This window comes from Pseudomonas sp. AA-38, assembly GCF_029457475.1.
Lineage (GTDB): Bacteria > Pseudomonadota > Gammaproteobacteria > Pseudomonadales > Pseudomonadaceae > Aquipseudomonas.
The window spans coordinates 336,020-355,053 of record NZ_CP120359.1; the positions used below are offsets into that span (position 1 = coordinate 336,020).

The following is a 19,034-nucleotide window of genomic DNA, read 5'->3' on the forward strand; positions in this document are numbered from 1 at the left end:
CGCATGCGTCTGCCCTGTGGGCGACACATGACCTGCCAGTGAAGGAACTACTGCCATGAAAGAGCAACGCCACCTGCCCGCGCTGCGTGCCCACATCGAACTGCTGCTGAGCAGGGGGTGGATCATTGCCAACCGCAGCCCGCTGACGCTGCAGAACGGTCATCGCTGCTACACGGTCGCTCACGGCATGTTGATCAGCGAACAGTCCGCCCGCGTCGCCTGAGCCATTTGCCCCGCTGCTGCGTCGCCCGCCTTGGCGCAGCAGGGTTTTTCGTAACCGCATATTGCGCGGTCTAGGCCGCATCCTGCCTCAATTCCCCCGCATGATGGGCCTCTAGCCCGCTTCGGACATTTCATTCTGATGACATCGCGCATCTCCTGCGCCTTGGTCTGATCCTCTTCTGTGCCTATAACCAATGGATTGCCGTCCAGAGGAGTCCCGTCATGGCCAGTCGTCGACAGATTCTCCAGGGTGGTGCCAGCCTGGCGGTATTGGCCGCCCTGACGCCCTGGTCGTTATCCGCCAGCTTCGCTGCCGGTGCATTGCTCAGTCGGCCCATTCCCAGCAGTGGCGAGGCGTTGCCGGTGATCGGTCTGGGCACCTCGCGCACCCATGACGTGGCGCTGGACGACAAGGCCCTGAAACCGCTGCGCGAGGTGCTGCGTACCCTGGCCAACAGTGGCGCCAGCCTGGTGGATACCGCGCCCAGCTATGGCCGTGCCGAGGCCGTGTGCGGGGCGCTGGCGGCCGAGAACGGCCTGCGGCGCAAGCTGTTCCTGGCCAGCAAGGTGTCATCCACCGGGCGTGAGGCGGGACGGCGGCAGATCGAGGCCAGCTTTGCCGCCCTGCGCAGCGACACCATCGACCTGATGCAGGTGCACAACCTGCAGGACACCCGCACCCAGCTCGAGCTGCTGCGTGAGCTCAAGGAGCAGGGACGGGTGCGTTACATCGGTGTGACCCATTACCTGGATTCCGCCCATGAGCGCCTGCTCGAGGTATTGCGTGAGGAGCCGGTGGATTTCGTCCAGTTCAACTACTCCATCGGCGAGCGCAACGCCGAGCGCGAGCTGCTGCCCTACTGCGCCGACAAGGGCATCGCCGTGCTGATCAACCGCCCTTTCCAGCGCGCCGCACTGTTCGAGCGCGTGCGCGGTAAAACGCTGCCCGATTGGGTCACGGTGGAGCTGGGCGCCACCTCCTGGGCGCAACTGATGCTCAAGTTCATCCTTGCCAACCCAGCCGTGACGGCGGTGATCCCGGCCACTTCCAACCCGCGCTACATGGCCGACAACCTGCAGGCCGGGCAGGGCCGCCTGCCCGACGCGGCGCAGCGCAAGCGCATCGTCGAGCTGTTCGCCTGAGATGCAGGTGCTCGGCCGGCGCCTGGCGCGGGCGATCAATGCCGAAGAGGGGGAGTTGGGCGCGGTGCTGGCCGCTTTCGCCCTGTTCTTCTGCCTGTTCGCCGGCTATTTCATGCTGCGCCCCATCCGCGAGGCGATGGGCATTGCCGGCGGGGTGAACAACCTGCAGTGGCTGTTCAGCGCCACCTTCGTGGTCATGCTGCTGGCGGTTCCGCTCCTGGCCTGGCTCAACTCGAACGTCCCGCGCCTGCATTTCATCGACTGGGTGTACGGCTTCTTCTGCCTCAACTTGCTGGCGTTCGTTCTGCTGTTTCGCCTCGACCATGAAAGCGTCTGGCTGGCACGGGTGTTCTACGTGTGGATCTCGGTCTACAACCTGTTCGTCGTCTCCGTGGCCTGGAGCCTGATGGCCGATGTGTTCGACGGGGCCCAGGCGCGCCGCCTGTTCGCCTTCATCGCCGCCGGTGCCAGTGTCGGCGGCTTGTGCGGGCCGCTGCTCAGCAGCGTGCTGGTCGGCAGCCTCGGCGAGTCGGGGCTGATGCTGCTGGCCGCCGTGCTCCTGGGCCTGGCCGTCGCGCTCAAGCGCTACCTTATGCGCTGGCGTGAACAGGCAGGTGCCGGCCGGCCGGGGGCCCCGCCCAGCGAAAACCCGTGCAGGCCGGTGCCGGGCAACCCTTTCAGCGGCTTCACGCGCATGCTGGGCTCGCGCTACCTGCTGGGTATCGCTGCGTTCATCCTGCTGCTCACCTCGGTCAGTACCTTTCTCTACTTCGAGCAGGCGCGCCTGGTTGCCGAGCTGTTCCCGCAGCGCGCGGTTCAGGTGCGGATCTTCGGCATCATCGACTTCATCGTGCAGGCAGGGGCTCTGGTGACGCAGGTGTTGATCACCGGCCGGGTGGCGCAGAGGCTCGGCGTGCGCGTGCTGCTGTCCGCCGTGCCGGCGCTGGTCTGCCTGGGCTTCATCGGCCTGGCGCTGGCGCCGACCTTCGCCATGCTGGCGGGCCTGATGATCGTGCGGCGCATCGGCGAGTACGCCTTCGTGCGGCCAGGGCGGGAGATGCTCTTCGCGCCGCTGGATGCCGAGAGCAAGTACAAGGCGAAGAACTTCATCGACACGGTGGTCTATCGCGGCGGCGACGCCCTCAGCGGCTGGGCCAAGGCCGGGCTGGACATGCTCGGCCATGGCGCCTGGCTGGTGGCCATGGTCGGTGCGTTGTGCGCCGCCCTGTGGGGGGCGCTGGGCTGGTACCTGGGAGGGCGCGCGGATAGGCAGACCCGCGTTTAGGATGCGCCTGGTGCGGCCAGTGCGACGATTTCCTCGATCAGCCAGTGCAAGGCAGCGTCGCGCTGGCGTTGCGCCAGGCTGATCACCTCCAGGTGAAAGGGCTTGAGGAAGAACGGCAGGTCGTACAGGCGCAGCGGCAGCAGCGTGGCGAAATGCCGGGCCAGAGCGGTGGGCAGCACGGCGGTCAGCTCGCTGCCGGCGACGATGTGCGCCGCCTGCAGGTAGTTCGGCGTGGTGTAGAGAATCTGCCGCGCCAGGCCCTGCTCGCCCAGCCATTGGTCGACCATGCCGCGGGTCTGCCCGCCGTGCACCCAGAGATGGCGCAGGCGCAGGAAGGTGGCCAGATCCGGTTGGCCCTGCAATAGCGGGTGGTCGTTGCGTGCCGCCAGTCTGAGAGTCTCGCTCATCCAGTGGCGGCGGGCGAAGCGCGCGGGTATCTCGTCGAAGCGGCCCAGCACCAGATCCAGTTCGCCCTTGTCCAGTGCCTCCTGCGGCAGGCCGGGGCCGAGGTGGTGGATATCGATGCCGATGTTCGGTGCGCGTCGGCTCAGGCGGTCGAGCAGGCGCGGCATGCACACCAGTTCGACGTAGTCGGTGACGGCGATGCGGAAGCGTTGGCGGCTCTCGCCCGGCTCGAAGGTCTCGCCGGCCTTCAGGCTCTGTTCCAGTTGACGCAGGGCGCTGCGGATCGGCGCTTCCAGCGCCAGCGCCCGTGGCGTGGGCTGCATGCGCCGGCCGACGCGCACCAGCAACGGGTCACCGAGCAGCTCGCGCAGGCGATTCAGCGCGTTGCTCACCGCCGGCTGGCTCAGAGCCAGACGTTCGGCGGCGCGGGACACGTTCTGTTCGCGCAGCAGGGCATCGAGCACGCGCAGCAGGTTGAGGTCGAAATTGGCGAAATTCATCTACTGAATACGTCGTATCACAAGACTAAATTTCAAAAATAGTAGCCGCTTGCTTATGGTGACCCAAGCTTCTGGGCGCCTTTCGAGAGGAACAACAATGAACAACATCGTCTCGCCGCTTCGCTGTGCCGCCGTGATCGGCGCCGGCACCATGGGCCGCGGTATCGTCATCAGCCTGGCCAATGCCGGCCTGCGCGTGCTGTGGCTGGACAACAACCCACAGATGGTCGAGGCCGGCCTGGAGATGGCCGAGCAAACCTGGGCGCACAACGTCGCCAAGGGCCGTATCGACTCGGCCGAGGCCGCAGCGCGGCGCGCGCGCGTCGAGGCCGTGGACGGCTACGCGGCGCTGGCCGAGGCCGACCTGGTGATCGAGGCGGTGTACGAGAACCTCGAACTCAAGCAAAGCATCTTCCGTGAGCTGGACGCGGTGATGAAGCCCGGCGCCATCCTCGCCAGCAATACCTCGGCGCTGGATATCGACGCCATCGCCGCCGTCACCTCGCGGCCGGAATTCGTGCTGGGTCTGCACTTCTTCAGCCCGGCGCACATCATGAAACTGCTGGAAATCGTGCGCGGTGCCAGGACTGCGCTGGCCGTGCTCGAGGCCGCTCAGGAACTGGGCGCGCGCATGGGCAAGGTGGCGGTGGTGGCCGGCAACTGCCACGGTTTCATCGGCAATCGCATGCTGCACACCTACGTGCGCGAGGCGCGCATGCTGCTGCTCGAAGGCGCCTGGCCGCATCAGGTGGACGCTGCCTTGCAGGGCTTCGGCTTCGCCATGGGGCCGTTCCGCATGTACGACGTGGTCGGCATCGATCTGGAGTGGCGTGCCCGTGAGCTGGCCGGCCAGGGCCAGGACGACCCGGCGGTGCAGGTGGACAACCGCCTGTGCGAGCTGGGCCGCTTCGGTCAGAAGAGCGGCAAGGGCTATTACCTGTACGCGCCGGGCAGTCGCCAGGCCGAGCACGACCCCGAGGTGGACGCGCTGGTGCAGGCCGAGTCCGAGCGCCTGGGTTTCAGCCGCCGCGCTATCGGCAACGAGGAAATCCTCGAGCGCTGCCTGCTGGCGCTGGTCAACGAGGGGGCGAAGATTCTCGAGGAGAAGATCGCCAGCAACAGCCACGACATCGACCTGGTCTATCTCAACGGCTACGGCTTCCCTGCCGAGCGCGGCGGGCCGATGGCCTGGGCCGACGGCGAGGGCGTCGCGGCCATCCGTCAGCGCCTGTTGCACCTGAGCGAGCGTTTCGGCGCACACTGGCAGCCGGCGGCGCTGATCGAGCGCCTGGCCGGCGACAACAAAGGCTTCGCTGACGTACAGGAGGGCCGGGTATGAGCTATCAGGCGCCATTGCGCGATATGCGCTTCGTGCTGCATGAACTCTTCGATGCAGCGGAGCACTGCCAGCGCCTGGGCAACGGCCTGGATCGCGAGCTGATCGACGGCGTGCTGGAAGAAGCGGCGGCATTCGCCGCTGGCGAGATAGCCCCGCTCAATCGCAACAGCGACGAAGAGGGCTGCCAGTTGAACGAGGGCGCCGTGACCACGCCCCGTGGCTTTCGCGAGGCCTACCAGCAGTACGTGGACAACGGCTGGGCGAGCATGACCGGGCCGCAGGAGTATGGTGGCCAGGGCTTCCCGCAACTGGTGGCCTTTGCCTTCCATGAGATGCTGATGGGCGCGTCGCTGTCCTTTCGCATCTATTCCGGGCTGACCGAGAGCGCCGTGCTGGCGCTGCACAAGCACGGCAGCGAAACGCTGAAACAGCAGTATCTGGACAAGCTGGTCAGCGGCCAGTGGATCGGCACCATGTGCCTGACCGAGCCACAGGCCGGCACCGACCTGGCCCTGCTGCGCACCCGCGCCGAGCCGCAGGCCGATGGCAGCTACCGGGTCACCGGCAACAAGATCTTCATCAGCGGCGGCGAGCAGGATCTGTCGGAAAACATCATTCACCTGGTGCTGGCGCGCCTGCCGGATGCCCCGGCCGGGGTGAAGGGCATCAGCCTGCTGCTGGTGCCCAAGTTCCTGCCCACTGCCGAGGGCACACCGGGTGAGCGCAACGCTCTGAGTTGCGGCGCCATCGAACACAAGATGGGCATCAAGGGCGCCTCCACCTGCGTGATGAACTTCGACGGTGCCATCGGGTGGCTGGTGGGCGAGGCCAACCAGGGCCTGGCCTGCATGTTCACCATGATGAACGATGCGCGCTTTCAGGTCGGCTTGCAGGGTTTGGGCATAGGCGAGGCGGCCTTCCAGGGTGCGCTGCGCTACGCCCGTGAACGCCTGCAGTCCCGTGGCCTGGCCGGTGTGCAGGCGCCGGACAAGGCGGCCGACCCGATCATCGTTCACCCCGACGTGCGGCGCATGCTGTTAACCCAGAAGACCCTGGTCGAGGGCTGCCGCATGCTGGCTGCTTATACCGCGCGCCAGCTCGATCTGGAGCACGGCGCCGACTCGCCCGAGGCACGCAAGGCGGCCGGCAAGCGCGCGGCGCTGCTGATTCCCATCGTCAAGGCGTTCTTCACCGACATGGGCCAGGAAGTGGCCAGCCATGCTGTGCAAGTTTATGGCGGCCACGGCTTCATTCGTGAGTGGGGCATGGAGCAACTGATGCGCGACAGCCGCATCACCCAGCTCTATGAAGGCACCAATGGCATCCAGGCACTGGACTATATCCGCCGCAAATTGCTGGCTGATGGTGGCGCCGAATTGAGTGCCTTGCAGGGCGAGTTCAGCGCACTGTGCGATGTCCAGGCCTCGCGCCCGGCGCTGAAGGAAATGGCGAGCGTCGTGCAGGCCCGCCTGGGCGAATGGCGTGAACTGAGCAGTGACGTGATTGCCGCCTGCCAGCGCGATCCGCAGGAGATCGGTGCCATTTCGGTGGATTTTCTCCAGTACTCTGCCTATGTGCTGCTGGCCGGCTTCTGGCTGCAGGCTGCGGCGCGGGCGCAGGATGTGCTGGACGCGGGCAGCGGCGAGGCGGACTTTTACCAGGCCAAGCTGCACAGCGCCGAGTTCTACCTGCGCCGCATGCTGCCGCGCGCCAGCGCGCACCGCGAGGCGCTGTTGGGTGGAGCGGGGTGTCTGATGGCCATGGCCGAGGACAGCTTCGCCTTCTAACGTGGGTGATTGGTGCGCGCGGCGCACCCTACAGAAGTAGGGTGCGCTGTGCGCACCATCCGCCACCGATTGCACGATCAACCCCGGATTGCATCCGGGCTACAACAAGAGGAGCAATCCCATGCATCCCTTCAGCTTCGCCACCACCGCGCAGATGCTTTGCGAATCCGGCGCCAGCCTGCGCCTGGCCGAACTTTGCCGCGAGCGCGGCGCCCAGCGCGTGCTGATCGTCACCGACCCCGGCATCACCCGGCTGGGCCTGCTTGAACCACTGTTGCCGGGCTTCACCCGCGCTGGCATGGCCGTGCAGGTGTTTGACCAGGTGCTGGCCGACCCGCCCGAGGCCGTGGTGCTGACGGCCGTGGCACAGGCCCGGGAGATGCGGGCGGAGCTGGTGGTCGGCTTCGGTGGCGGCAGCTCGATGGACGTGGCCAAGCTGGTGGCGCTGCTGGCGCATCCCGACTGTGCTCAGGCGTTGGGTGATATCTATGGCGTCGGCAATGCCCGTGGCCGGCGCCTGCCGCTGATCCAGGTGCCGACCACCGCCGGTACCGGCTCCGAGGTGACGCCCATCGCCATCGTCACCACCGGCGAAACCACCAAGATGGGTGTGGTGTCGCCGCTGCTGCTGCCCGATCTGGCCCTGCTCGACGCCGACCTGACCCTCGGCCTGCCAGCGGCGGTCACTGCGGCCACCGGCATCGACGCCATGGTGCATGCCATCGAGGCCTACACCAGTGCGTTGAAGAAGAACCCGCTTTCCGATCTGCTGGCGCGTGAAGCGCTGCGCCTGCTGGCGGCTAACCTCGACGAAGTGGTGCACAACGGCGGCAACCGCGAGGCGCGCCAGGCCATGCTGCTCGGCGCCTGCCTGGCCGGGCAGGCCTTCGCCAACGCGCCGGTGGCGGCGGTGCATGCGCTGGCCTACCCCTTGGGCGGGCATTTCCACATTCCTCATGGCCTGTCCAATGCTCTGGTGCTGCCGCAGGTGCTGGCCTTCAACGCGCCGGTGGCCGCACCGCTGTACGCCGAGCTGGCGCCGCTGGTACTGGGCGAGCGTCTGCGTGCGGGCAGCGCGGCGGCGCAGACCGAGCAACTGATCGAGGCACTGGCCGCTTTCAGCCAGCGCAGCGGCCTGCCGACCCGCCTGCGCGATGCCGGGGTGAGCGAGGCGATGTTGCCCACGCTGGCGGCGGACGCCATGCTGCAGCAGCGCCTGCTGGTGAACAATCCGCGCGAAATGAACGAGCAGCAGGCACTGGCCATTTATCAGGCGGCCTATTGAAGCGACATTGCCGCTGGTGCGCGCGGCGCACCCTACGTGTCGGCGCTATTTCGTCGTAGGGTGCGCCGCGCGCACCACACCATCCAAAGGACTCTCGATGAGCCAACCCCAACACTTGCGTGGCGACTACCGCCACTTCCAGCTGATCACCACGCGCTGGCACGACAACGACCTCTACGGCCACGTCAACAACGTCACCTATTACAGCTACTTCGACAGCGCGGTGAATGCCTACCTGATCGCCGAAGGCGGTCTGGATATCCACGACGGCGAGGTGGTGGGCTTCGTGGTCAGCTCGGCCTGCGACTACTTCGCCTCCATCGCCTTCCCCGATGCCATCGAAGTCGGGCTGCGCGTCGGCAAGCTGGGCAACAGTTCGGTGCAGTACGAGTTGGCGATCTTCAAAGCTGGCGAGGAACAGGCCTGTGCCGCCGGGCGCTTCGTGCACGTCTTCGTCGAGCGCGCGAGCAACCGCCCGGTGACCATTCCCGAGCCGCTGCGCTCGGCGTTGGCGGCATTGCTGAGGGAATGAGAGCGGTGCGCATGGCGCATCCTACCCAGAGCCACATACCCCGCGCCGTGCGCACCTTCGGGCCTGGCCTGCTAGGCTGTGGGCTGTCAACCGCCGGGGAGTGCCCATGTCCGAACTCCAGCGTGAGCAGGCGCAGCAGCGCGCCGCCCGTATCACCGCCTTTCGCGAGGAGCTGGCCGAGCTGCGCCGGGAGCAGGTGCTGCAACTGAGCGAGGCGCAGGCGCAGGCCGTCGCCAGCCACCATCAAGGCTTGCTGGCGCACTATCGCGAGGCGCTGGATATCGATGCCGATGCCCGCGCGCGGCAGTTGTCGCTGGGCATGCGCCTGGCCTCGCTGTTCGGCTCGCTGGCGCTGGCGGCCGGGCTGTTCTTCCTGTTCTACCAGTTCTGGGGGCTGTTCGACGCTTTCGCGCAAGTCGCCATCCTGCTCGGCAGTGCCCTGGGTAGCCTGTTGCTGTGCTTCTGGCTGCAGGCGCGTGACAGCTCGGGCTACTACGCCAGGCTGGCTGCGGTGCTGGCGTTCGTCTGTTTCGTGCTGAACTTGTCGATGCTCGGGCAGATCTTCAATATCACGCTTTCGGACAAGGCCCTGCTGCCCTGGGCGGCGCTGGCCCTGCTGCTGGCCTACCCGTGCCAGCAACGCCTGCTGCTGGTGGTGGCGCTGCTGTGCATCGGTCTGTTCGTCGCCGCGCGCATCGGCGACTGGGCAGGCTGGCACTGGTGGACGCTGGGCGAGCGGCCGGAACTGTTCATGCCGTTGGTGGTGCTGCTGCTCGTGCCGCAGTGGCTCGAGCAGCGGCGTTATCCGGGGTTCGCCGCCTGCTATCGGGTGATGGGGCTGCTCTACCTGCTCGGCCCGGTGCTGGTGCTGTCCTATTGGGGGCGCGGCAGCTACCTCGATTGGCCATCGAACTGGATCGAGGCCTTCTACCAGGTGCTCGGCTTCGTTCTCGCGGGATCGACGATGTGGCTCGGCATCCGTCGCGGCTGGGGCGAGGTGGTCAATACCGGTCTGGTCTTCGCCTTGATCATGCTCTTCGCCAAGCTGTTCGACTGGTGGTGGCTGTTGCTGCCGCACTACCTGTTCTTCCTCCTGCTCGGGCTGATCGCCTTGCTGCTTCTGGTGGTGCTGCAACGTTGGCGGCGTAGCGCGCCAGGCGGTGCGCCATGAAGCGTGCGCTGTGGCTGGGCCTGGGGGTGGTGCTGCTGAGCAATGCACTCGCCCTGGGTGGCGTCTGGTACAACCGGAGCGGTGAGCCCGAGGCGCGGCTGCTGCTCAGTGAGCGCGAATTGCAGCGCGTCCAGAGTGGCTGGCTGCCTGGCGAGGGCGAGGAGGTATTGCGCCTGCAGCTCAGTTGGCAACGCCCCGGCCATGGAGGGCAATTGCCCTGGCTGGACGAAGCCAAGTTGCGCGAGCTGGGGTTTGCGCACGGCTCGGACGGAGATGCCCTGATGCGGCAAGCGCAGCGCGAAGTCTGGCTGGTGCTCGAACTGGATGGGCCGGCCTACCAGCGCCAGATCGAGCAGGCGCGCCAGGCCTTGCAGGCCGCCGAAATGGAGTTGCGCAGCAGACCCGAGAGCCAGGTGCTGCAGCGCGAGCGTGACGAGCGCCGCCGACGTCTGTTGCACGAGCAGCAGCAGGCCAGCCGCCTGGTACTGGTGGATGCGGGGCCCGATGCCGAGGTACTGCGAAAGCGCTGGCCCGATCGGCAGCGCCAGGTCGTGCTGGCCGGGCATATGGAACCTTATCGCCAGGCCGGGGAGGCCGGTTACGGCGCGATCATCGATCTTGCGAACGACCGCCTGAGCCTTCCCTACGCCTATCGCGAACTGGCCCGGGGCTGGCCGCGCAGTTACGAGCGATCAGGGTTCAAGGCGCAGGTCGAAGTCGCCTTCGGACGCCGCCATGAACCCTGGGTGCTCGGCATCCGTCAGTGACGGCGCCAGTGCTTCTTGTGTTTCTTGCCGTGGTGGTGGTGGCGGTGCTTGCCGCGCCGATCATCGTCGTAGCTGGCGTTGCCCATGTGGTTGCCCAGCGCCCCGCCGGCGCCGCCACCGACGGCGGCTCCGACCAGGCCGCCGGTATTGCCACCGACCTGCTGGCCGAGCACGTTGCCGCCCGCCGCGCCCAGGCCGCCGCCAATGGCTGCTTCGGTGCGGCTGCGGCGATCCGCACCGACCATGCTGCCGGCTGCGCCGCCCAGGCCCGCACCCACCGCCGCGCCAGTATTGCCGCCGACCTGCTGGCCAACCATCGCGCCGACCACACCACCCAATGCGCCGCCCAGACCGGCCTCGGTATTGTCGGCGAAAGCGTAGCCGCCACTACCTATGCCCAGGGAAAGGAAGAAGAGTTGCAGTGACTTCATGAAAACCTCGTCAGGGAGCCGTGTTTCGGCGTCATGCCATTGACCTGCTGGCCCCGAGCGAGGTTCCACGCCTCCCGTCAGCTCGCCGCCAGCAGCGTGCTGTTCTGCGCCGGCAGGACGCGTATGGCGACGAACTTGCTGGTCGGGGTGTGGCTGCCGACGCCATAGCTGTCCAGCGGTACCAGCGGGTTGGTTTCCGGGTAGTAGGCCGCAGCCTGGCCGGCGGGGATGTCAAAGGCCAGTAGGGTAAAACCTTCCACCTTGCGCTCGATGCCATCGTCCCACAGCGACAGCATGTCCACCTTCTGCCCCGGGGTCAGGCCCAGGCGGCGGATATCGGCCGCGTTGGCGAAGACCACGTTGCGCTGGCCGCGCACGCCCCGGTAGCGGTCGTCGAGGCCATAGATGGTGGTGTTGTACTGGTCGTGCGAACGCAGGGTCTGCAGGATCAGGTCCGGTTGCTGGCCGCTGTCACGGATGCGCGAGTGGATCAGGCTCTGCGGCAGCGCATGAGCCATGAACCGGGCGTGCCCGCTGCTGGTCTGCCAGGTTCGCGCACTGGCCGAATTGCCGAGGTAGAAACCGCCAGGGTTGGCGACGCGGCGGTTGAAGTCCTGAAAACCGGGGATGGTGTCGGCGATCAGCTCGCGGATGCGCTCGTAGTTGGCGATCAGCGCGTCCCAGGCTACCGGGTGGTCGCCCAGGGTGGCCTTGGCGATACCGGCGATGATGGCCGGCTCCGAGCGCATGTCGCTGCCGGCCAGCGGCTCCAGTTGGCCGTAGGAGGCGTGGATCATGCTGAACGAGTCTTCCACCGTCACCGCTTGCGGGCCGCCGGCCTGGCGGTCGATGTCGGTACGCCCCAGGCAGGGCAGGATCAGCGCGTCGCGACCGACGGTGAGGTGGCTGCGGTTGAGCTTGGTGCTGATCTGCACGGTCAACGCGCAGTTCATCAGGGCCTGATGGGTGCGCGGGCTGTCCGGGGTGGCCTGGGCGAAGTTGCCGCCGAGGCCGATGAACACCTTGGCCTGGCCCGTGAGCATGGCGTTGATCGCCTCCACCGTGTTGTGGCCGTCGTGGCGTGGCACGCTGAAGCCGAAGCGCTTTTCCAGGGCATCGAGCAATGCTGCCGGCGGGCGTTCGTTGATGCCCATGGTGCGGTCACCCTGCACGTTGCTGTGGCCGCGCACCGGGCACAGGCCGGCACCGGGGCGGCCGATCTGGCCGCGCAGCAATTGCAGATTGACGATTTCCTGGATGGTCGGCACCGAATGGTGATGCTGGGTCAGGCCCATGGCCCAGCAGATGATCACCCGCTCGGCGCGGCGGTACATGCGCGCGGCCTGCTCGATCTCGGCCAGAGGCAGCCCGGATTGCTGCTCGATATGCTGCCAGTCGGTGGCGTCCACCGTCTCCAGATAGGCCTGCAGGCCATCGGTGTGTTCGGCGATGAAGGCGTGGTCGAACACGGGCGGCTCGCCCTTGGCTTGCGCCTCGCGTTCCCATTGCAGGAGGAACTTGGCGATGCCGCGCACGGCGGCCATATCGCCGCCCAGGGCCGGGCGGAAGAACGCGGTGTTGAGCGGTTCGGAGCCGTTGGTGAGCATCTCCAGGGCATGCTGCGGGTGCTGGAAACGTTCCAGACCGCGCTCCTTGAGCGGGTTGAAGCAGACCACCTGGGCGCCGCGCTTGACCGCCTCGCGCAGCGGTTCGAGCATGCGCGGGTGATTGGTGCCGGGGTTCTGGCCGAACACGAAGATGGCGTCGGCATGCTCGAAGTCGGCGAAGGTGACGGTGCCCTTGCCGACTCCGATGCTTTCGATCAGCGCCACGCCACTGGCCTCGTGGCACATGTTCGAGCAGTCGGGGAAGTTGTTGCTGCCGTAGGCGCGGACGAACAACTGATAGAGGTACGCCGCCTCGTTGCTGGCGCGACCGGAGGTGTAGAACTCGGCCTGATCCGGGCTCGGCAGCGCCTTGAGGTGCTCGGCGATCAGGGCGAAGGCCTCGTCCCAGGAGGTCTGCACGTAGCGGTCGGTGCTGGCGTCGTAGCGCATCGGGTGCGTCAGACGACCCTGGTATTCGAGCCAGTAGTCGCTCTGCTCGCGCAGTTGGCTGACCGTGTAACGGGCGAAGAAGCTGGCGTCCACGCGGCGCTTGGTGGCTTCCCAGTTGACCGCCTTGGCGCCGTTCTCGCAGAACTTGATGCGGCCGTCCTCGGGCGAATCGCCCCAGGCGCAGCCGGGGCAGTCGAAGCCGCCATTCTGGTTGGTCTTGAGCAGGGCGCGCAGGTTCTTGAACGGCTGCTTGCTGTCCAGCCAGAAGCGGGTGACGCTCTTCAGCGCACCCCAGCCGGCGGCGGGGCCGCTGTAGGGTTTGTAACGCGGGTCGACGGGTTGCAGGCTCATGCGGATTCTTCAGGAACGGGCGCCGGGCTGTAGACCCGTGGCGTACTGTGATGGGGAAGATGGATCAGGTTGAGGCGATGGCGGCGTGCCCACTCGACGGTCAGGGCGGTGGGCGCCGACAGGCTGACGAGAGTGCCGAGGCCGGCGCGCACGGCCTTGTGCAGCAGCTCCAGACTGCAGCGGCTGGTGACCAGGGCGAAGCCGGTGGCAGTGTCGATACGCTGGCGGGCCAGGGCGCCGATCAGTTTGTCCAGGGCGTTGTGGCGGCCGATGTCCTCGCGGCACAGGCGGATCTCGCCTTGCCCATCGATGAACAGGGCGGCATGCAGGGCGCCGCTGTTGCGGGCCAGTTGCTGCTGTTCGCCAATGCGTTCACGCAGGCCCTGCAGGTGCGCCAGAGGGGGCAGCGGCGCTCCGGGCAGTGCCTGCAGCTTAGGCAGTGCCTGTTCCAGAGCATCCACACCGCACAGGCCGCAACCGCTGCTGCCGGCCATTTGCCGGCGCTGTTGCTTGATCGCCCAGAAGCAGCGGCTGCTGACTTCCAGACGCGCCTCGCGGCTCTCGGCGAGGCCGCGGATGCTGATGTCATAGATATCATCGATAGAGCTGATCAAGCCATTGCCGAGGCTGAAACCTATTGCAAAATCTTCCAGGTGATGGGGCGAAACCATCATCACCGCCTGGTTCAGATCGTTGTAGCTGATGGCCAGGGCGCATTCTTCGGCCAGTGCGGCCTGATGGGCCTGGCGAGAGCCCAGTTCGGCGTAGCTGTAGGCGCTGGAAGCGGCTGGGGAGGCTTTGCGCTGGGGCATCGTTGACTCCCTGAGACAATTTGACTCAGCTAGCCTAAGCCGTTGCTCGGCGGTCGTCTAATCGTATGATTCGATATCTTGATCGACAGGGTCTATCAATCTGCCGAATGACGCGCCAGCCACTGTTCCGCGGCCTCGAAGCAGGCCTGCGCCAGCGGCGAATCGGGAGCGCCACGACGCCGGATCAGGCCCATGGGGGCAAGGGTGTGCGCGTCTTCGATGGGCAGCAGGCGCAGGTGCGGAGCGGCCGGCCAGTCGCCGGTCTGTAGTGGCATGATGCTGCAGCACAAGCCGGCACTGACAGCACGGGTCAACTGATGCACGGCGTCGGTTTGCAGGCGCACTCGGGGGCTCAGCCCGCGCGCACGGAAGCTGTGATCGATGGACTGGCGAAAGTGCATGCCGCTGGAAAGCAGGCCCAGTGGCACGGCTGCCAGCTCGTCCCAGCGCAGGCTGTTGCTGGCGAAGGGGAAGTGCTGGGGTGAGAACAGCAGCCCCATGCGCGCTTCGGCCAGTTCCAGGCAGGCGAAGTGTTGGCGATCCAGACGGTCGAGGTAGGACAGGCCTAGATCGAGCTGGTTGCGCCCCAGGCCCTCGATGATCCGTTCGCTGCTCAGGGCGTGCAACTGGAAGTTCAGGCTGGGATGCTGCTCGGCGAACAGGCTGACCAGGTGCATCGGGTCGAAGCTGGCCAGTGGTACCACGCCCAGGCGCAGGGTGCCCACCAGGTGCCCACGGCAGGCGGCGGCCTCGGCGTACAGGCCATCCTCGGCAGCGAGCAGGCTGCGGGCCCAGGCGAGGATACGCTCGCCCTCGGCACTGAAACCCTCGAAGCGCTGGCCACGCCGTACCAGCTCCAGGCCCAGCTCTTCTTCCAGTTGGCGCAGGCGCATGGACAGGGTCGGTTGGGTCACGTGGCAACGCGCCGCGGCCTGGCCGAAGTGGCGGGTTTCGTCGAGGGCGACGAGAAATTTCAGTTGCTTGATATCCATGGGCACTCCTGGTCTGCCCGGATTCTAGTGGGCGAGTGGTAACCGATTACAGCTCGGTGGCAAGCATGCTGCTGGCTCAGTCGAGCCCGCCATAGGAAAGCGGCAGGCGGCTGGATGATTTCAGTTCGCGCAGCGAGAGGTTGGAGCGAATGGCCGAGACACCCGGGAGCTTTCTCAGCACCTGCTCGACGAACAGGCTGTAGTCGTCCAGGTCCCTGGCCACCACCTGCAGGAGGAAGTCGGCTTCGCCCGTTGTGTTGTGACAGGCCAGGACATTGGCCGAAGTGGCGATGATGGCCTCGAAGGCACGGGTGGTGGCTTCGTCATGCTCGGTGCAGGTGAGCTGGACGAAGGCCATGACGCCCAGGCCCAGCTTGCGGCGATTGAGATTGGCCTGGTAGCCCTCGATGACGCCTTCTTCTTCCAGGCGCCTGAGGCGTCGCCAGCAAGGGGTCTCGCTGATCGAGAGCGCCGTGGCGAGCCTGGCGTTGCTCAGGCGGCCATCGCGCTGCAAGCGTTCGAGAATGCCGATATCCACCCTGTCCAAGATGATCATGGCGAGAGTCTGCTCTGTTTGATGTCAATGCTGAAAGATTCTTGCCATTCTGGCAGATGGCCGGGCGCAAATGGAAAGGTAATTTCTGGCTCTCGCTCTAGCATGGAGCCATCGACGCAACGCGAGGCTCAGCAACATGAAAGCGGTGGTTTACGAGCGTTTTTCCGCTCCTCCCAGGGTGATGACGGTGGCCGACCCGACACCGGTGGCCGATGGTGTGGTGATCAAGGTCATGGCCACGGGCGTGTGTCGCAGCGACTGGCATGGCTGGATGGGGCACGACCCCGATATCCAGTTGCCGCATGTTCCGGGGCATGAATTCGCCGGAATCGTGGCAGCGGTTGGCCGTGACGTGCGCCGCTTCAAGGTGGGCGACCGGGTGACGGTGCCCTTCGTCAGCGGCTGCGGCCATTGCGGGCAATGCCATAGCGGCAATCATCAGGTATGCGATCATCAGTTCCAGCCGGGGTTTACCCACTGGGGCTCGTTCGCCGAGTACGTCGGCATTCAGCATGCCGATCTCAACCTGGTGCCCTTGCCTGAATCGCTCGACTTCGCCACGGCGGCCAGCCTGGGCTGTCGCTTCGTTACCTCGTTCCGTGCCGTGGTCGATCAGGGCCGGGTAAGCGCCGGGCAATGGGTGGCGGTGCATGGTTGTGGTGGCGTCGGGCTGTCGGCGGTGATGATCGCCAATGCCATCGGCGCCAATGTGGTGGCCATCGACATCGCCGAGGACAAGCTGGCCCTGGCCCGCTCGCTGGGGGCGGTGGCCACCCTCGATGCCAGCCGCTGCGACGACGTCGCCGCTGCTGTCGCCGAGCTGTCCGGTGGCGGCGCGCATGTTTCGCTGGACGCCCTGGGCCATCCGCTTACCTGCGTCAACTCGATCAGGAGCCTGCGCAAGCGCGGCAAGCATATTCAGGTCGGCCTGATGCTGGCCGATCACGCCAATCCGAGCGTGCCGATGGACAGGGTCATCGCTCACGAGCTGGAGATCATCGGCAGCCATGGCATGCAGGCGCATCGTTACGACGCCATGCTGGCAATGATGCGCTCCGGCAAGCTGGCACCGGAAAGGCTGATCGGCCAGACCATCAGCCTGGAACAGTCGGTGGCGGCGCTGATGGCCATGGAGCGTTCGAGTGTGGCCGGGGTCACCGTGGTCACCGAGTTCTAGCAGGCTGCTCAGGGCAGCAGTGCGCGGTAATCCTCCACCGCCGCGAACTCCTCGGTGTCCTTCGGCCCGGCCTGGCTGTCCGGCTGGCGCACGGCGAGCAGATGGGCGACGCCGAAGCGACCGGCGCTGCGCAGGATCGGCAGGCTGTCGTCGATGAACAGGCTGCGCGCCGGGTCGAAGCCGACGTCCTGGCGCAGGGCGAACCAGAACTGCTGATCTTCCTTGGGGAAACCGTAGTCGTGGGAGCTGATCAGGCGCTCGAACCAGGGCGCCAGTTCCACCCGCTCCAGCTTCAGCGACAGCGAGTCGCGGTGCGCGTTGGTGATCAGCACCACCCGCTTGCCGGCTTCGCGCAGGGCGCGCAGAAACGCCACGGCATCCGGGCGCGGGGCGATCAGGTGGGCCACCTCGCGCTTGAGTTCGCGGATCGAAAGGTTCAGCTCGCGACTCCAGAAGTCCGTGCAGTACCAGTTCAGCGTGCCGGCATGTTCACGAAACAGCGGCAGCAGCTCGGCCTCGGCCAGCGCCAGGCTGATGCCATGGTGCTCGGCGTAACGCTGGGGCAGGTGCGTGAGCCAGAAGTGATTGTCGAAGTGCAGGTCGAGCAGGGTGCCGTCCATGTCCAGCAGGACGGTGTCGATCTGGTGCCAGGGCAGATGGGGCATGGGCGCGCCTGATGAGTAGAGGTCGTGAATCTGCCGGCCAGCGTCGCGAACGCGCAATCTGCGCCGGGGATAATCGTCAAAGCCGCTGTATGATAACCGACCAGGTTTCGCCAAGGAGTCGCCCCATGCGTCAAAAACCCACGGTTCTCGCTCGCGAGATCGTCGCCAGCAGTCGCCTGTTCCGTGTCGAGGAGGTGCAGTTGCGTTTTTCCAATGGCGCCGAGCGCACCTACGAGCGACTGGTCGGCAAGGGGCCGGGCTACGGCGCGGTGATGGTGGTGGCCATGCTCGATGCCGAGCATGCGGTGCTGGTCGAGGAATACTGCGGCGGTACCGACGACTACCAGCTCTCGCTGCCCAAGGGGCTGATCGAGCCGGGCGAGGACGTGCTGGTAGCGGCCAACCGCGAGCTCAAGGAAGAGGCTGGTTTTGGCGCTCACGAGCTGGAGTACATCACCGAGCTGAGCTTGTCGCCCGGCTACATGAGCCAGAAGATCAAGGTGGTGCTGGCGCGTGATCTGTACGAGGAGCGTCTGCCGGGTGATGAGCCCGAGCCGATGCGGGTCGATCGCATCAGCCTGCGTGAGCTGTCCAGCCTGGCCCAGCATGAGCAGTTCAGCGAAGGCCGGGCACTGGCCGCGCTGTACTTGGTGCGTGACCTGCTGACCCAGCGCGGGGAGTTCCGCCCGTGAGCCATCCCTATATTCCCCAGGTGATCGAGCTGGTGCGTGAAGCCGGCGCGGCGACTTTGCCTTATTGGCGTAGCGACGTTGCGGTAACGGAGAAGGCCGATGCCTCGCCAGTGACCGCCGCCGATCTGGCCGCGCACCATATTCTTCTCGATGGCCTGCAGGCGCTGGCGCCGGAGGTGCCGGTGCTGTCGGAAGAGGCCGCCGATATCCCGCTGGCCGAGCGCGCTGCCTGGACGCGCTGGTGGCTGGTCGATCCGCTCGATGGCACCAAGGAATTCATTGCCGGTTCCGAAGAGTTCACCGTCAATGTCGCCTTGATCGAGCGTGGCCGCGTGGTCTTCGGCGTGGTTGGTATTCCCGCCAGCGGGCGCTGCTATTACGGCGGCGCCGGTTTGGGTGCCTGGCGCAGCGATGTGTCGGGTGATGAACAACCGATTCGCGTGCGCCTGGCACCTGCGCAGGGCTTTACCCTGGTGGCCAGCAAGCGTCACTCCAGTGCCGCCCAAGAAACCTTGCTCGCCGGTTTGGCCGCCCGTTTTGGTGAGCCGGCACTGGCAAATATCGGCAGCTCGCTGAAGTTCTGCCTGCTGGCCGAAGGCAATGCCGACTGTTACCCGCGCCTGGCGCCCACCTCACAATGGGACACCGCAGCGGCGCAGGGGGTGCTGGAAGGTGCGGGTGGCGAGGTCCTGGATCTGGCCGGCGCACCCTTGACCTACGAGGCGCGCGAATCCTTCCTCAACTCCTCGTTTCTGGCCTTGCCTGCTGCTGCCGAGTGGCGTGGCGAGCTGATCGAGCTGGCGCGCAGTCTGTGACCTGTAGGGTGCGCGGGGCCGACTAGGCCGTGCGTACCCTGATTGGCACG

Annotated in this window: 19 protein-coding genes; 12 read left to right on the top strand and 7 right to left on the bottom strand. The window is 66.3% G+C overall.

The annotated features are described in order from the left end of the window. Nucleotides 1–55: 55 nt before the first annotated feature. From PVE35_RS01560 to PVE35_RS01570, 3 genes are all read left to right on the top strand, one after another. Complete coding sequence (locus tag PVE35_RS01560; protein WP_268179662.1) at nt 56–223, top strand: hypothetical protein; 168 nt, start codon at nt 56–58, stop codon at nt 221–223. A gap of 221 nt (nt 224–444) precedes the next feature. Further along, the gene (locus PVE35_RS01565) at nt 445–1,365 is read left to right on the top strand and encodes an aldo/keto reductase (RefSeq protein ID WP_277373565.1); all 921 of its coding nucleotides are present in this window, start codon (nt 445–447) and stop codon (nt 1,363–1,365) included. Nucleotide 1,366: 1 nt separating this feature from the next. Further along, on the top strand, nt 1,367–2,650 hold the full coding sequence (locus PVE35_RS01570) for an MFS transporter (protein ID WP_277373566.1): 1,284 nt from the start codon (nt 1,367–1,369) through the stop codon (nt 2,648–2,650). On the opposite strand, the gene PVE35_RS01575 is transcribed toward PVE35_RS01570, so the two are convergent. Continuing rightward, on the bottom strand, nt 2,647–3,555 hold the full coding sequence (locus PVE35_RS01575; RefSeq protein ID WP_277373567.1) for a LysR family transcriptional regulator: 909 nt from the start codon (nt 3,553–3,555) through the stop codon (nt 2,647–2,649). The two genes, PVE35_RS01570 and PVE35_RS01575, sit on opposite strands and share 4 nt — an antisense overlap. Nucleotides 3,556–3,652: 97 nt before the next feature. Here PVE35_RS01575 and PVE35_RS01580 point away from each other — a divergent pair, with 97 nt between their 5' ends. From PVE35_RS01580 to PVE35_RS01605, 6 genes are all read left to right on the top strand, one after another. Next, entirely contained in the window at nt 3,653–4,894 is a 1,242-nt protein-coding gene (locus PVE35_RS01580; RefSeq protein WP_277373568.1) for a 3-hydroxyacyl-CoA dehydrogenase, read from the top strand. Beyond that, a complete protein-coding gene (locus PVE35_RS01585) occupies nt 4,891–6,681 on the top strand; it encodes an acyl-CoA dehydrogenase C-terminal domain-containing protein (protein WP_277373569.1) in 1,791 nt (596 codons plus the stop codon). The genes PVE35_RS01580 and PVE35_RS01585 overlap by 4 nt, the downstream gene beginning before the upstream one ends. Before the next feature lie 121 nt (nt 6,682–6,802). Beyond that, nucleotides 6,803–7,966 carry an iron-containing alcohol dehydrogenase gene (locus tag PVE35_RS01590; RefSeq protein WP_277373570.1) on the top strand — a complete coding sequence of 388 codons (1,164 nt, stop codon included), beginning with the start codon at nt 6,803–6,805 and terminating at the stop codon, nt 7,964–7,966. Between the two features lie 97 nt (nt 7,967–8,063). Continuing rightward, complete coding sequence (locus tag PVE35_RS01595) at nt 8,064–8,498, top strand: thioesterase family protein (RefSeq protein WP_277373571.1); 435 nt, start codon at nt 8,064–8,066, stop codon at nt 8,496–8,498. Nucleotides 8,499–8,604: 106 nt separating this feature from the next. Further along, nucleotides 8,605–9,669: a DUF2157 domain-containing protein gene (locus PVE35_RS01600; RefSeq protein ID WP_277373572.1), complete on the top strand. Its 1,065-nt coding sequence runs from the start codon at nt 8,605–8,607 to the stop codon at nt 9,667–9,669. Next, nucleotides 9,666–10,436: a DUF4824 family protein gene (locus PVE35_RS01605; RefSeq protein ID WP_277373573.1), complete on the top strand. Its 771-nt coding sequence runs from the start codon at nt 9,666–9,668 to the stop codon at nt 10,434–10,436. The genes PVE35_RS01600 and PVE35_RS01605 overlap by 4 nt, the downstream gene beginning before the upstream one ends. Here the strand turns inward: PVE35_RS01605 and PVE35_RS01610 are convergent. The 5 genes from PVE35_RS01610 to PVE35_RS01630 form a co-directional block, all read right to left on the bottom strand. Then, nucleotides 10,430–10,867, bottom strand: coding sequence for a hypothetical protein (locus PVE35_RS01610; protein WP_277373574.1), 438 nt, complete (start codon nt 10,865–10,867; stop codon nt 10,430–10,432). The two genes, PVE35_RS01605 and PVE35_RS01610, sit on opposite strands and share 7 nt — an antisense overlap. Nucleotides 10,868–10,944: 77 nt before the next feature. Next, on the bottom strand, nt 10,945–13,275 hold the full coding sequence (locus PVE35_RS01615; protein ID WP_277373575.1) for an FdhF/YdeP family oxidoreductase: 2,331 nt from the start codon (nt 13,273–13,275) through the stop codon (nt 10,945–10,947). Then, a complete protein-coding gene (gene fdhD, locus PVE35_RS01620) occupies nt 13,272–14,087 on the bottom strand; it encodes a formate dehydrogenase accessory sulfurtransferase FdhD (protein ID WP_268179643.1) in 816 nt (271 codons plus the stop codon). The genes PVE35_RS01615 and fdhD overlap by 4 nt, the downstream gene beginning before the upstream one ends. A 95-nt stretch (nt 14,088–14,182) precedes the next feature. Beyond that, entirely contained in the window at nt 14,183–15,079 is an 897-nt protein-coding gene (locus PVE35_RS01625; RefSeq protein ID WP_268179641.1) for a LysR family transcriptional regulator, read from the bottom strand. Nucleotides 15,080–15,155: 76 nt separating this feature from the next. Continuing rightward, nucleotides 15,156–15,635 carry an Lrp/AsnC family transcriptional regulator gene (locus tag PVE35_RS01630; RefSeq protein WP_268179639.1) on the bottom strand — a complete coding sequence of 160 codons (480 nt, stop codon included), beginning with the start codon at nt 15,633–15,635 and terminating at the stop codon, nt 15,156–15,158. A gap of 136 nt (nt 15,636–15,771) precedes the next feature. Here PVE35_RS01630 and PVE35_RS01635 point away from each other — a divergent pair, with 136 nt between their 5' ends. Then, nucleotides 15,772–16,812 (top strand): zinc-dependent alcohol dehydrogenase family protein, encoded by a 1,041-nt coding sequence (locus PVE35_RS01635; protein WP_268179637.1) that lies wholly within the window; start codon nt 15,772–15,774, stop codon nt 16,810–16,812. Nucleotides 16,813–16,820: 8 nt separating this feature from the next. On the opposite strand, the gene yrfG is transcribed toward PVE35_RS01635, so the two are convergent. After that, the gene (gene yrfG / locus PVE35_RS01640; RefSeq protein ID WP_277373576.1) at nt 16,821–17,477 is read right to left on the bottom strand and encodes a GMP/IMP nucleotidase; all 657 of its coding nucleotides are present in this window, start codon (nt 17,475–17,477) and stop codon (nt 16,821–16,823) included. A gap of 125 nt (nt 17,478–17,602) precedes the next feature. Here yrfG and nudE point away from each other — a divergent pair, with 125 nt between their 5' ends. Together nudE and cysQ are read left to right on the top strand one after the other, a co-directional pair. Beyond that, nucleotides 17,603–18,169, top strand: a complete 567-nt coding sequence (gene nudE / locus PVE35_RS01645; RefSeq protein WP_268179634.1) for an ADP compounds hydrolase NudE — start codon at nt 17,603–17,605, stop codon at nt 18,167–18,169. Next, nucleotides 18,166–18,984, top strand: coding sequence for a 3'(2'),5'-bisphosphate nucleotidase CysQ (gene cysQ / locus PVE35_RS01650; RefSeq protein ID WP_268179632.1), 819 nt, complete (start codon nt 18,166–18,168; stop codon nt 18,982–18,984). The genes nudE and cysQ overlap by 4 nt, the downstream gene beginning before the upstream one ends. Nucleotides 18,985–19,034 lie beyond the last annotated feature (50 nt).